The sequence below is a fragment of the Alkalinema sp. FACHB-956 genome (genome assembly GCF_014697025.1).
Taxonomy (GTDB): Bacteria; Cyanobacteriota; Cyanobacteriia; order Leptolyngbyales; family Leptolyngbyaceae; genus Alkalinema.
In genome coordinates, this window is record NZ_JACJRC010000018.1 from 82,976 (window position 1) to 97,199 (window position 14,224).

10 protein-coding genes are annotated in these 14,224 nt (G+C 47.8%); 8 read left to right on the forward strand and 2 right to left on the reverse strand.

Annotated elements, in window-relative coordinates; all coding sequences use genetic code 11:
- Position 1: 1 nt before the first annotated feature.
- Positions 2 to 679, reverse strand: coding sequence for a TetR/AcrR family transcriptional regulator C-terminal domain-containing protein (locus tag H6G21_RS17855; RefSeq protein ID WP_190574762.1), 678 nt, complete (start codon positions 677 to 679; stop codon positions 2 to 4).
- 129 nt (positions 680 to 808) lie between these two features.
- On the opposite strand from H6G21_RS17855, the gene H6G21_RS17860 reads away from it, so the two are divergent.
- From H6G21_RS17860 to H6G21_RS17870, 3 genes are all read left to right on the forward strand, one after another.
- On the forward strand, positions 809 to 1,780 hold the full coding sequence (locus tag H6G21_RS17860; RefSeq protein ID WP_190574763.1) for an NAD(P)-dependent alcohol dehydrogenase: 972 nt from the start codon (positions 809 to 811) through the stop codon (positions 1,778 to 1,780).
- 212 nt (positions 1,781 to 1,992) lie between these two features.
- Positions 1,993 to 2,574, forward strand: coding sequence for a hypothetical protein (locus tag H6G21_RS17865; protein WP_190574764.1), 582 nt, complete (start codon positions 1,993 to 1,995; stop codon positions 2,572 to 2,574).
- Between the two features lie 292 nt (positions 2,575 to 2,866).
- Positions 2,867 to 5,800: a CHAT domain-containing protein gene (locus H6G21_RS17870; RefSeq protein WP_190574765.1), complete on the forward strand. Its 2,934-nt coding sequence runs from the start codon at positions 2,867 to 2,869 to the stop codon at positions 5,798 to 5,800.
- A 106-nt stretch (positions 5,801 to 5,906) separates the two neighbouring features.
- On the opposite strand, the gene H6G21_RS17875 is transcribed toward H6G21_RS17870, so the two are convergent.
- The gene (locus tag H6G21_RS17875; protein ID WP_190574766.1) at positions 5,907 to 8,594 is read right to left on the reverse strand and encodes a CHAT domain-containing protein; all 2,688 of its coding nucleotides are present in this window, start codon (positions 8,592 to 8,594) and stop codon (positions 5,907 to 5,909) included.
- Between the two features lie 225 nt (positions 8,595 to 8,819).
- Here H6G21_RS17875 and H6G21_RS17880 point away from each other — a divergent pair, with 225 nt between their 5' ends.
- The 5 genes from H6G21_RS17880 to H6G21_RS17900 all read left to right on the forward strand — a co-directional run bounded on the left by H6G21_RS17880 (position 8,820) and on the right by H6G21_RS17900 (position 14,177).
- Positions 8,820 to 9,398, forward strand: coding sequence for a LuxR family transcriptional regulator (locus tag H6G21_RS17880; protein ID WP_190574767.1), 579 nt, complete (start codon positions 8,820 to 8,822; stop codon positions 9,396 to 9,398).
- A gap of 176 nt (positions 9,399 to 9,574) precedes the next feature.
- Positions 9,575 to 9,784 carry a mersacidin/lichenicidin family type 2 lantibiotic gene (locus H6G21_RS17885; protein WP_190574768.1) on the forward strand — a complete coding sequence of 70 codons (210 nt, stop codon included), beginning with the start codon at positions 9,575 to 9,577 and terminating at the stop codon, positions 9,782 to 9,784.
- 121 nt (positions 9,785 to 9,905) lie between these two features.
- Positions 9,906 to 10,121, forward strand: a complete 216-nt coding sequence (locus tag H6G21_RS17890; protein ID WP_190574769.1) for a mersacidin/lichenicidin family type 2 lantibiotic — start codon at positions 9,906 to 9,908, stop codon at positions 10,119 to 10,121.
- 116 nt (positions 10,122 to 10,237) lie between these two features.
- Positions 10,238 to 10,441 (forward strand): mersacidin/lichenicidin family type 2 lantibiotic, encoded by a 204-nt coding sequence (locus tag H6G21_RS17895; RefSeq protein ID WP_190574770.1) that lies wholly within the window; start codon positions 10,238 to 10,240, stop codon positions 10,439 to 10,441.
- A 376-nt stretch (positions 10,442 to 10,817) separates the two neighbouring features.
- Positions 10,818 to 14,177, forward strand: a complete 3,360-nt coding sequence (locus tag H6G21_RS17900; protein ID WP_190574771.1) for a type 2 lanthipeptide synthetase LanM family protein — start codon at positions 10,818 to 10,820, stop codon at positions 14,175 to 14,177.
- Positions 14,178 to 14,224 lie beyond the last annotated feature (47 nt).

The window sequence follows — 14,224 nt, forward strand, 5'->3', positions numbered from 1 at the left end:
TTTATATCCGATCGCGCAATTGATCTAAACCGGCCAACAGTAAATCAAGTCCAAGTTCGAAGGGATGTAATCCGTCATAGCGTTTTGTGATCACTTCCTGGGAGATTGCATGCATGTAGGGATACTGATCAGCTGGAATCAGGGGTAGAAATGCTTGGGCGGTTGTTGCATAATCCTCTGCCGCGATCGGAAAATTTAACTCCTGCAAGGTGAATCCATACACATGGCTGTCGATCGCATTCCAAGCATGATCGGCCATTTCCCAGGAAAACCCAGCTTCCCGCAAACAGCCGAGGGTCGCATCGATATAGCGCAGCATAGACGGGCCAACGTTAATACGAGAAACGAGGGGCAACGTGGCCCAGGGATGATCGAGCAAGACCTGATGGGCTGAAATCGCTCGTTTACGCATTTCTGACTGCCAATCTGCGGTAATTTGCGGTAATACAATTTCCCCTACAACTAAATCAACCATTCCGTCGATCAGGTCATCTTTATTCGCCACATGGTTGTACAGGGACATGGCCTGGACGCTTAATTTCTGTGCTAAATTCCGCATTGACAGTGCATCCAATCCCTCCCGATCCGCCAACTGCAAAGCAGCTTGCAACACCCGATCGCGGCTAAGGGGAAGCGCGGGACTGCTTGTTTTGGTTGGAGCCTGTTTTTTTCGGGGCATGGGACGGCGGAAAGGGTAGGAGGGTAGAGGAGAGGATGAGTTTGCTACTAGATTGATTATTTCACGAACTTACACCGTATGTTAGAGTGAGGGAAATCAACTTACGCCGTAAGTATTGGAGGAGTTCAAATGAAAGCGATCGTGCAATCGAAATATGGCTCTCCAGCGGTTCTCTCCGTGGCTGAGGTGGCGCAACCGATCCCGAAAGCCAACGAAGTTCTCGTCAGAGTCCATGCAGCTTCGGTTCATGCAGGCGACTGGCATTTGATGCGGGGACAGCCGTTTTTGGTGCGGTTGATCTATGGAGGCTGGTTCACACCCAAAATCCCCACGATCGGGACGGATATGGCGGGACGGGTGGAAGCCGTGGGGGCAGCAGTGACGCAGTTCCAACCTGGCGATGAGGTGTTTGGGGATTTGTCAGCCTGTGGGTTTGGGGCGTTTGCGGAATATGTGGCAGTTCCAGAGACGGCATTGGGACTGAAGCCGGACAATTTGACCTTGGAGCAGGCGGCTACGGTGCCTGTGTCTGCCTTGGCAGCGCTGCATGGCTTGCGGGATGTGGGACAGGTACAGCCGGGACAGAAGGTCTTAATCACAGGGGCATCGGGGGGCGTCGGTTCCTATGCGGTGCAAATGGCGAAAGCGGGGGGCGCAACGGTGACGGCAGTCTGTCGTCCCCAGAAGATGGCAATGGTACGATCGCTGGGGGCGGATGAAGTGGTGGATTCTCAGCAAATTCCAGAGGCGGATTGGCAGAACCAGTATGACTTAATTTTTGATGCAGCGGCCTATGCGCCTTTCGATCGTTTACTTCCAATGCTGAAGCCCCAGGGAATCTACGTCATGGTGGGCGGGGATACGTGGCAAATTTTCCGGGCGTTGCTATTTGGGGGGTGGCTGTCGAAACGCAGTCAACGCCAAGTGAAATGTTTGATGTCTGCGCCGAATCAAGCGGATTTAGCCACATTGAAAGCGATGATTGAAGCGGGACAGGTGCGACCTGTGCTCGATCGTCGCTATCCCCTCAGTGAGCTACCTGACGCAATTCGTCATCTAGAACAGCGGCAGGTCCAGGGCAAGGTGGTAATCGTGATTTGAGGGCTGGAATGCATCAGAAGTTTGCAGGAGTCTCCCTGAATCTTGCATAAGCTGAGAAATCTGCAAGTTAAGGAGTAAAAGCAGGAATTTAGGCGAAAAATGCTGTAGTAGAAATCGACTAGTGAAAATCGACTAGTGAAAATTGATTAGTGAAATGATGACTGCTAATGACGTTTGTTAATGACAAATGACGTTGATTAATGACTACTGTAATGACTACTGTGAAGGAGCAAGATGCAATGTTGAAGGAAATTGTGAAGAAAATTCTGACGATCGGTCTGCTGGGAAGCAGCTTAGGGGCAATGGTGGTGCCTGCGGTAGTGGTGGTGCCTGCGGCAGTAGCGGGGGCAGTCAGATGGGAATATCAAGGAACGGCCTCTACGGGGGAGAAAGTTAGTTTAAATTTAGATTCCATTGAGATTGTCCAGCGGAGTCTGGGGATGGAAGGCCATCCGGGCTATTTTTTTACCTATCAAATTGGGCGCGATCGGGTAAAGGCAATGACGCCTTGTAATGGCCAATTTCAGGTGGCGGATAATAATGGAAGATATGGCGATTTGATGGAGCCACAATCTAAGGCCACCCAAAAGATGATCGATCGGGTTTGTGGTTACTATCGCCGCAGCTATCAAGTCTTTTCGCCCCCTTCCAATGTGCGGTTGGAACCCAATGGCAAAGTTATCTGCACCGTTCGTCGTCAAACTACAATTACAACTTATGGGACGTATGGCGAATGGTTTTATACCGATGCCTGTGGCAAGTTGGGTCTAATCCATTCCAGTCAAATTCGATAAAATTCTTAAGCACTCAAAATACCGATCGATCAACCTAAATCTCGCGCTCCCTAAATCCCGCACTACGCACCACTATTCTAGAAATAAGGGGAACTTTGGAAAAATTTACTGAATTCCCCCCTTTTTTAGATTTGCGTCCCGTAGGGTCAGGGGACTAGGAAGATCGAACCTTGACCAATCAATTTGATATTAAGTCAATTAATTTATGCAACCAATGAAATGGCACCAAAAATTTTTGGGTAGATGGTCTTTGATCATCTTGAGCCTAGGCATTGCCATCGCTTTAGCGCCAATGAGTCTTGCTCAAACCCAGGATCACCTAGCTCAGACTGCTAACCGAGACAAGCAGTTAAAAGTGGCGAGTCAGCTTTATCAACGGGGGCTAGGGCAACTGGATACAGCTCAGTTTGAGGCCGCGATCGTATCCTTACAACAATCTTTAAAGATTTATCGTGAATTAGATGACAAATTCATCGAACCCTATATTCTTTTTCACCTACGGCAGATTGAGCTGATTCAAACGGAATCGGCCAGAGCCTTCAAACAATATCAACAAAGTTTACTCCAACAGAATATAGCCCTGTCCCCTGAAATCAAAAAACGGGCATTAGAAGGGATACAATTGGGTGAAATTGGTCATTTCTACGCTCAAGAAGATCGGTATGACAAAGCCCCTAGCTATTTTGAAAGGAGTTTAGCCATTGCCAAAGAGGTCAATAATCAAGCCTCTGAAGCTAAACAGTTGCACGCATTAGCACTAGTCAAACAGAAAGCTAATCACAAAGTGTCAGCCAATCAGCTATTACAACAAGGCGACGAGCAATTTAAGCAACTTCAGTTTGATACAGCCGCTCAATTCTGGCAAGCAGCGATGAAAATAGCTAAGGAAATTAAAAATGAATTTTTAGTGTGGCAAGCTAACCATCAACTAGAACAGCTTAATTTAATTCGAGATAATATCGCTAAGGCACTACAAGATTTTGAGCATAGCGCTGTGCAAAAGGGTTTAGTGATTTCTCCTCAAATCCAGTCGCGTGCAAAAGAAGGCATTATTTTTGGAGAGATGGGACGCTTTTATCACGAAGAAGAGAAGGATGAAGAAATCGCAATTAACTATTTAGAAAAAAGTTTAGCGATCGCCCGTGAAGTTCAAAATCAAGCATCGGAAAAGCAACAACTGATCATTTTAACGAAATCCTATCAAACCCTTGATGATTTGGAAAACAATCGTTGGATAGGTGGTACACTTTCCCATGATTTTGATAAACCTTCACGATCGGTCAAACATTCCACTAAGGCGATCGAATACGGCAACCAAGGGTTAACACTAGCCCGAGCATTGAGCGATCGGCCAGGAGAAGCCTTAATCCTGGAAACTATCGCACGGAGTTATGCAGCCTTAGGGCAACACTCTAACGCGATCGAGGCACAACAACAAGGCCTTACCCTGGCCCGCGAATCTCAGGACAAAATGGCAGAGGCAAATGCCTTGAAAAATTTAGGGATTTTCTATCGTGCCAGTGGCAACTATGGGGAAGCGATCCGACAATCCCAAGCGGCTAGCAACATCTATCGAGCTTACCAAAAGCAAGTCGAAACTGCTGCCCCCAGTAGTCACCCCAACGCTCTCCCTTCCGCCCATCCCCCCGCAGCTTACATCAACTTCTTGTACAAAGAATCCTTAGCTCATTTGGGAGATGCCTATCAAGCTCAAGGAGACTACGCCAATGCAGTGAAGTCCTATCAAGCGGCTCAAACGGGTAATATTTATCTAGACGCAAGGGTCTTCAGTCAAATTGGCCATACATTTGCACAATGGAATAAGTTATCGGAAGCTGAAGCAGCGCTGCGGTTAGCAATTAAGATGCAAGATAGTGATCAGATATATGAAGAACTGAATGACATGGAAGAGAATGGTGAATCCGATATAGGACTCATTTGGGTCAGTGACTGGAAACACCAGAATTTACAACGATTACAAGAGGTTTTAGTACGGCAAAACCGCACGAATGAAGCACTAGAAATTTCAGAAGAAGCAAAGGCAAGAGTGTTAGTACAATTGCTAGCATTTCGATCGCAGCGTCGTAATCAACAGACAGCAGGCTCAATCTTACAACCTGAATTTCCCCAACTCTCGGCAGCCCTCAAGCTAGATGAAATTCGCAAGATTGCTAAAACACAAAATGCAACGTTGGTGCAGTATTCGATCGTCGGAGGTGAACAACTCTACATTTGGGTGATTAAGCCCACAGGTGAAGTAATTTTTCGATCGACCCAGCGTAACCCATCTTTCCCTCTAACGGAGTTAGTCCGTGAAAGTCGGTTCGATCTCGGCATACGCGGACGGGCAGGCATTAAAATCTCTCAACAACCCGTCTCCCCCACGAAGACCGATTCCCTCGCCCAACTCTATCAATACCTCATCGCCCCGATCGCCCAAGACTTACCCACTGACCCCAAGCAACGGGTGATTTTCCTACCCCAGGGTGAACTCTTCCTCGTCCCCTTCGCCGCTCTCCCTGATGCCCAAAATCGCCCTCTAATCGAACGTCATACCCTATCTACCGCGCCCTCTATCCAAACCCTAGCGCTTACCCAAACCCTCGCCAACCGTCCCAAAGCATCGGGCAACGCAGTCATCGTCGGTGACCCCACCATGCCAACCTACCAAGGCGAACTGCTTCAGCCACTGCCCGCTGCCCGTCAAGAAGCGATCGCCATCGGTCAGCAACTCAACACCACGCCACTGATCGGTGCCCAAGCCACCAAAGCCACTGTACTGCAACAAATACCCACCGCAAAACTCCTACACTTCGCCACCCATGGCTTACTCGATCCGATTAAAGGGAATATTCCCGGCGCGATCGCCCTTGCACCGGATGGACAGGATAATGGCTTCTTGAGTGCAGCCGAAATTTTCAACTTGCAACTGAATGCAGATTTAGTAGTGCTAAGCGCCTGCGATACCGGGCAGGGAGACATTACAGGCGACGGGGTGATTGGTTTATCTCGATCGTTCATTGCGGCAGGGGCACCCAGCGTTATTGTCTCCCTATGGGCGGTAAATGACCAATCCACCAGCGACTTGATGCAGGAGTTTTACCGACAACTGAAGCAGCAACCTGACAAAGCCCAAGCCCTCCGCCAAGCCATGCTGATCACAAAACAACGCTACCCCGATCCCAGTCACTGGGCTGCATTTACGCTGGTGGGAGAAGCACAGTAATGGAAAGTACAATCTATCGCTGTCAGATTTCTATTATTAGAACAAATGGAAAATACAATGGAAAATACAATAATTTATTATTTTCTTAGATTCATCTCACCGTTCTCTATAGCCAATTCCCCACAAGCACATAGGCCGCCCAAAAGCCAACATGACTGTAGTTAGGATAATTTTTAAGCAGGGTTACTTGGGCACGCCGTAACGCCTCTGCTTTCGTAACTTGGGCATTAGTAACTTGGGCATTAGCTAGTTCGCGATAAAAGGCTCCCATCAACAGTGCGGTGGATGCGTCATCAATGTGCCAAAGGGAGGCGAGGGTGCTCCGTGCGCCTGCTTTGACAGCAACCCCTGCTAGCCCTAGGGTCGCCCGATCGTCTCCCTCTGCCGTTTGGCAGGCGCTTAACACCAAAAGTTCGATCGCTTCTGTCCGGGATTGAGTCCGATTGCGCAAAAGAGAATCCAAGCGTGTCACATTAATAGGGCCATCCGCAGCCAGGATAAAGGTATTTTTAGCTTGGGAACTGAACTGTCCATGGGTCGCTAGATGAACGATATTAAACTTGGCGGAACGAACTTGGGTTTCCAACGCTTGACTGGTAAAGGCTTGATCCAGAAGCTGTTGTGTCGGAATGCCCGCTTTCGCAATCTGCGCAAATTCTGATTTGATTTCAGGCAAGGGCGGAAATTGTTTTTGGAAGGGTAACGGCGGTTCCACTAACCCTGCTGCCAAAACATGGAATCGATCGGGATGTAGCATTGTCGGTGGAAACAATTGCAGCCCAAGGCTTAACGCAACAGCATAATTTTCAACCAAATAATGTTTCCCGTCATAAAGTCCCGCCATGGGAATCTTGCGTAGCGCACCATCCAGAACAAAAACTAAGGTCTTAACCCCCTGCTGCTCTAGATCTGATGCGATCGGTTGAATCAGCCAACGGTAGACTTGATGGGAAAGTTTCTGAATCGTGGCAGTTGCGTCTAATTCTGTGAGATTTTGTTGGAGCTGTTGGAGCGTTTGTTCAACTTCTGATTTAGTGATTTTGATCGTGTGATGATGGAGTGGTTGATTAGGAAGTTTAATAATGACCTCTAACTGGTTGGGTAGGATGATGGGGTAAATCATCGCAACCTTAGAACGACTACGATCGACCAGCTGATCCAATAGAACAGTCTGATGATCTAAACAAGCTTCCCTAAAAAAGTTATCGAGTTCAGCGAGTTGTAATGCTTCAATTCGTTGTCTAGCTTGATCTAAATAATGTTCCGTAGAATTTCCTGGAGGTGATTGCACTAATAACTCTACCGATTCTCGATAGATAGGTTCTACACTGTCTCGAAAGGAGAATTGTACGTCTCGATCGACGGCTACTAAATCTTTCCGAAGTGATTGTAATTCGTTTACCGACGCATCATAGGCAGCAATAGCTTTTGGAATATTTCCTTGCTGTTTCAATAATCGTCCGAGTTGCCAATGCCAACGATAGGTAATCTCTGGGGCATTTAAGGCCTGTGCTACATTTAAGGCTTGTTGTGTAACAGTCTGGGCCATTTTCCACTGTCCAGCTTGTTCATAGAAATCCCCCAGATCGCCTAAGCCGTAAGACTCTGCACGACGATTGCCGAGGTGGTGGGCCTGCTGGGTAACAGTGGTGAGGAGGTCGATCGCAGCTTGCTGGAAGGGCTGAGGAGTAGAGGTTTGGTCGGCCAATTTCATCAACGATCGAGCGAAATGAATTTGGGCATAGAGACTGGACTGGCTGGGAGGAAGTTGAGTGAATTGGGTTTGAATGTCCGGTAGCAGATTTTGTGCAGGGGTAGATTGCTGCTGTTCAACCAGTAGGCTAAATAAATTGACTTGGGCCTGAATTTTCGCGATCGACGTAGTTGCCAGATTTACGGCCTGTTGATAGAACTGACTCGCCGTTTTCCAGTCTTGTTGTGCCCTTGCCGTATTTCCTAACCCGAAATATAGCGCACTGATTTCTTGCCGAATCTCCGGGGTCGATGTTAATTCCTGCACAATCGTGAGCCCCCGTTGTAGGACTTCGCGGGATTGCTCAAGATCCCCCATGGGACGTAGGGTATTTCCCAGCGATCGTAATGCGGTGACCTGAAGGAGGGAAGAAGGCTGATTTTGGAGCAGAGATCGGGATTCGGTCAGGAGGGTCAAGGCTCGTCGATAATAGCCTAGGGTGCGGAGGGCATAGGCTTGGTGAATGCGACTTTGAATCAGTCCATGGGGATTTTTGAGTTGTTGATAAAGCGATGCGACCTGTTCCCAGATTCCGATCGCGGTTTCCGCCTGTCCTGCCTCTAGCTGAAGTCTGCCAGCAATATCGAGTACCTGAGCTAGGATGGGTAAATTTTGGGTTTTAAAATTGCGTATTTGAAACTTGTCGGGACTCTTATTCTCGGTTGTCATTCCTAATAACAACAAGCTTTCAGCCATGGCCTGGTTTGCAGTTTCCCACTGCCCCAATTGTTGATAAACCAGTGCGAGATTACTGAGGCTGACGGCAGTTTTCAGGGAATCGCCTTGCTTTTTGTACGCCTGAATCGCTTGCTGTAAAACCGCGATCGCGTCCGCAAATTGTCCAGCGTCATACAGCGCTTTACCCTGTTCTACCCAAGCTGCCGCAGCAGCCGTCTGGGCGGGAGGAGTGGCAGAGCTGGGCGCGATCGTGAGGCAGACGCTGGCAGTCAGGCTAAAGAGCAGCAATACGGTTGTAAGGGAAGCGGTCGTGAGCGATCGGGTCAGCGATCGATGGATCGATCGGAGGGAAAAGCGCAACATCAGCGGAGACTCCCGAATATCAAGGATGCACTCGATGCTCAGCCTAGCTGAATCGCCTCTAATTTTCAACCCTATCAATCCTTAGTTGGCTGAAGCGTTGACCCAATCTGGGTTGCAAAACGGAGGTGAATAGACAGGGGTGAATAGGCTGAAATTTCTGGCCCTATCAATTCTTAGATAGGTTTATTTCGGAACCTTAATAATCTGTGTAGACAAAGAATCACCATGAACGAAACCCAGAATCGTTTGCTTCTGAAGCTTGACACCTTCCAAAGCCAGTTGGTTGAGTCTATGCGTGAGGGAATCTTGTTGATTTCTGATACCTTAGAACCAACCTATCTCAATTTAAAAGCGAAGGAACTGAATCATCAATTATGGAATGGTTGCGCTCCATTTACCTCTCTGCCTCCCATTTTGTTGAATATTTCCCGTCAACTCTTTAAGCAGTTGCCACCTACGAATGAGCCGTTTGTCCTTGATTATCAAGTGAGTGAAGTACAGATCGTGCGAATTCGAGCCTGCTTATTTACCGATCGTTTGACTCCGGATACCAATGAGTCCGATCGCTGTCCCTATATTTTGGTGTTTCTGGAAGATCGCAACGATCGCTTGGCAGAAGATTTAAGAATTGAGCAACAGCAGTATGATCTGACTGAACGGGAAACTGAAGTGTTACGTCTATTACGTTGTTCCTATTCCTACCAAAATATTGCTGAAACTTTGCATATCAGCTTAAACACAGTGAAGTTTCATGTGAAAAATATTCACTCTAAAAAACGTGGCTGTTTAGAGATTGGAGCTTAGAGTTGGCAGGTAAAATACCCCATTCAAATTACTACGCTACAACGAGCTACTTCCAAATAATAAATACTACTCAGATGTGTGGGACACCATGAATAATCGATCAGCTAAAACAGAATTAAGGAAATAATCAATTACGAATTACTTCCTTAATACTAACCAACCTTGGAGGATTATTTATGTCTCAGGAAAACATCATTCGTGCTTGGAAAGATGCAGATTTTCGCAACAGTTTGAGCACAAAGGAGCGCGCGCTTTTACCGCAAGATCCCGCAGGTATGATTGAACTTTCTGATACTGATCTCAAGCATGTCGGAGGAGGAGCCAAACTTTGTGAACCGACTTGGGGACCTGTTTGTGGAAATGGAAGTACCTGCAAGCCAGAGTAAAACATCCCAGTGAGGAGAATAAATAAACTTTAATTTCCTATGCTTCTCACTGAAAATGTAGTGCTACAACGTTTATCATTTCGAACAACAAATCACGTCAAGATTAAATTGGAGAGAATTTATGTCTCAGGAAAACATCATTCGTGCTTGGAAAGATGCAGATTTTCGCAACAGTTTGAGTCGTGATGCAAAGACTGTATTGCCAGATAATCCGGCAGGACTGATTCAGCTAAATGATACAGAATTGGGTGCGATTAGTGGTGGTCAAATGCCTGATGTGCCTTGGTGCCCAATTGAATGGCGCATCATGTCTAAATGCACGTGTCAATTGAAGTAGTTCTTTGAGTTAGTTCTTTGATGCATAAGGTGATGATTAAACTGGTAACGGTGAATTCATCACCTCAACGCATACACTCTTTGTTCCTGCTTTCAACATTCACCTGAAGGATAATTATGTCTCAAGAAAATGTCATTCGTTTTTGGAAAGACGAGAGTTTTCGGAACCGTTTGAAGGATCGTGATCAGACGGAGTTGCCCGCGCATCCCGCAGGATTGATTCAGTTAAACGATGCCGATTTAGGATCTGTCGCAGGTGGCTTTAATAGCTGTCTTGCAGGCTCCCATCAACCCGTTTGTCAGGATCGGTGCGGCATCTAATTTATCTGCATCCAAGCTATCTGGCACCTTATACCAAATCAACTTGTGATTGCAACACATAACGATCCCCCTAAATCCCCCTTAATAAGGACTTTGAAAGGAATTGGCTGAATTCCCCCCTTAATAAGGGGGGCTAGGGGGGATCGGATCTGTAGCAGTGATAAATCAATTTGGTATTCGTTATCTCATTTTCCAGATGATTGGGTGCTTAGAAAGTTGAATGCCTAGAAAATTGGGTACATAGAAAATGATGGTACGGATTATCTGAAGAATATCCCGGCACCTAGAAAATCCGTACCCTCTTTACTAATATGATATCCCGCAATTCTGTCATCCATCATCGATCGAGTTTACTCAAAAGGCCCCTGTAAAACCTATGAATTATCCTGACTTTACCTCTTCTGACTGGTATCAAGCCATCAGTTTATCCGAACGAGTTACATTATTAAAAGCACCACAGCATAAAATTCTAAATATAGATCGGAAAACCAATGCTAAGCGATATATCGATCGCGATCGAGCACAGCGTTATTACGATCGCTGGAAAGCTCAATCCCCCTTCGATCGAGAGTCCTACTTTGCCCAACGATTAGCCATAGAAGGCATTAACGAAGCAGAATTTTTGCATATTTTGGGTGAATCTACCGCAGCCCTACGCGATCGCCAGACTGAACCGCCCGCTTGGTTAACCAAACTGACCCAAGCCTTTACTCAGCCACTGGCTACGGAACCAATGACCTTTCCAGATGCATTGAAAGAGACGAAAACTCTAGGATTTCTGGAACTGATTGAACCACTGATTCGCCAGGGTCGCGATCGCTTAAACGATGGTATTCAAACACTCATTCAAACCCATTCTGAGTTACCGTTTGATCCAGCGACGATCGAAAACCTATTCTGGGGCCACCTTCCTGGCCTATTGCTGAAGTTAGTCAATCGCACATTAGTACTGGAACTCAACGTAGCGCGTTTACAGGGACTTTTGCAAGGAGAAACCTCCGAAGAACGCTTCCAAAGCTTTACGCAACGGTTACGGCAACGGGATGTCGCCCTCAGTCTTTTACAGGAATATCCTGTCTTAGCAAGACAATTAACCCTTTGCATTGAGAATTGGGCAACGGTGAATTTAGAATTTCTCCAACGCCTTTGCACAGATTGGTCAATAATACGATCGCAATTCACCCCCCATCGCGAGCCAGAATTGCTCACGGAACTCATAGGTGGTGCGGGAGATAGCCATCGTGGGGGACGCAATGTGATGATTGCCAAATTTAGTTCTGGCTTTTCCATTGTTTATAAACCTCGATCGCTGTCCCTCGATCGCCATTTTCAGGAACTTCTGCAATGGATTAATCAACGGGGCGATCATGCTCCCTTTAAATTATTGAATCTCTGCGATCGGGGTCACTATGGGTGGGTCGAATTCATCACCGCCCAACCCTGTAGCACAGAAGCCGAAATTCAGCGATTTTACCAGCGTCAAGGCGGCTATTTAGCGATTCTGTACGCCTTAGAAGCCGTTGATTTCCACCATGAAAACCTAATTGCAGCAGGTGAATATCCCATCTTGCTCGATTTAGAAGCGTTGTTTCATCCTCATATTGATGAACCAGATGCCCAACAAGCCGATCAGCTAGCCGATCGTACGTTGTATCACTCTGTCTATGGCATTGGCCTACTTCCCCACCGGATTTGGTCTAATCGTCAAGCAGAAGGCATTGATATTAGCGGTCTAGGGTCTGCCGCTGGCCAATTGACACCCCACGAGGTCATTCATTGGGAAGGAGTGGGTACCGATGAAATGCGGCTGATTCGCAAGCGCATTGAATTGTCGGAGGAGCAGAACCGCCCCACCCTGAATGGAGAAGCCGTGAACGCAGCGGATTATGCAGAGGCCATTACCACTGGATTTACACAAATTTATCAATTGCTGTGTCAATATCGCGAGGAACTCCTAGCAGAACCCAGTCCACTCACACCATTTGCGAACGACACAATCCGAGTCATTGTACGTGCAACCCGTACCTATGGTCTGTTACTACTGGAAAGTTTCCATCCCGATGTTTTGCGTAATGCCCTAGATCGCGATCGTTTGCTGGATCGTCTCTGGCTGGCCGTTGAACAGAGTCCTTATTTAGCGCAGTTAATTTCCTTTGAGCAGGAAGATCTACGCAATGGGGACATTCCCCTGTTCACCACACGCCCCAATTCTCGCGATCTCTGGACAAGTTCTGGGGTGCGCATTCCAGATTTTTTAGAGCAAACCAGTTTGGCATCTGTGCAGGATCGGCTACGGCAGTTGAGTGAATCAGATTTGGTGCGACAACGCTGGATTATTCAGGCTTCCTTGACTTCGCTGTCCCTAGGAATGGAGTTGGAGTCACCCAGTCCAGAATTGCCCCAAGCCCCTGTCCACTCCCCTTTTACACCATCAGAGCAAGGGCTTAATCGCGATCGTGTACTCACTGCGGCCTGTGCCATTGGCGATCGCTTAGAAACACTGGCCTTACGGGGAACAGAGGATGTGGCTTGGATTGGCTTAAGCTGCGTCAATGAGCGCCATTGGTCGGTGGCTCCCTTGGGGTTAGATGTGTATGATGGCCTGCCGGGAGTCCTGCTGTTTCTGGCCTATCTGGGAGCTATCACCCAGGAAAACCGCTATACAGAGTTAGCTCAAGCCACATTAGTGACAGTGCAACGAAAAATTGAGCGGTACTCTTCGCAAATGTATCAAATTGGTGGATTAACTGGATGGGGTGGCATTATTTATGTGTTGACGCATTTAGGTCAATTATGGCAACAATCTGCGTTGATGACGGAAGCTGAGGCAATTGTTCAGCACATTCCAGATTGGATTCATCAAGATGAAGTGTTTGATGTAATTGGTGGTGCTGCAGGTTGCATTGGTGGTTTACGATCGCTCTACTCTTGCAATCCTTCCGAGCTAACGTTGAATGTTGCAATTCAATGTGGCGATCATCTCCTTCGCATGGCCCAACCGCAAACCCATGGAATTGGCTGGCCCAGTAGCCGTCAATCCTCCAAACCGTTAACAGGCTTTTCCCACGGCAACGCAGGCATAGCTTGGGCTTTGCTAGAACTGGCAGCACTGAGCGGAGAGTCCCGATTTCGGACAGCGGCCCTAGGTGCGATCGCCTATGAGCGCCATTTATTTTCACCGGAGCGGAGGAATTGGCCGGATCTACGAGAGTTTGCCCACTCGGTAAAGACAGGACGACAAGACCGCATGAACTTTATGACAGCTTGGTGCCACGGTGCACCTGGAATTGGCCTAGGGCGGCTCCAGTGTTTGCCCCATCTTCAGGCAGCGCAGGTGGATGATGGACAGATTCAGGCAGAAATTGAAGCCGCGATCGCCACGACGTTGGCCCAGGGCTTTGGGGGCAATCACTCTCTCTGTCATGGCAGTTTGGGCAATCTGGATTTGCTGTTGCAGGCACGGGATACTTTGCAAAAAGCGCAGTTACAGCCTCAGATCGATCGTCTAGCGGAGCAGATTCTCGACAGCATTCAATGCCAGGGTTGGCAGTGTGGCATCCCCTTAGGCGTGGAATCCCCAGGATTAATGACAGGGTTAGCGGGCATTGGCTACGGGTTGCTGCGTCTAGCGGCCCCCAGTCAAGTTCCCTCCATCTTGGTGCTGGCCCCCCCAAAACCCGCCGCTATAGACCCATTGTCCGTTCCATCGATCGTGCCGTTACAAAGGAGCCGATGATGCTATCGCCTAAAGCCACTCAATCCACGGCTCCAATTCCAAAGGTT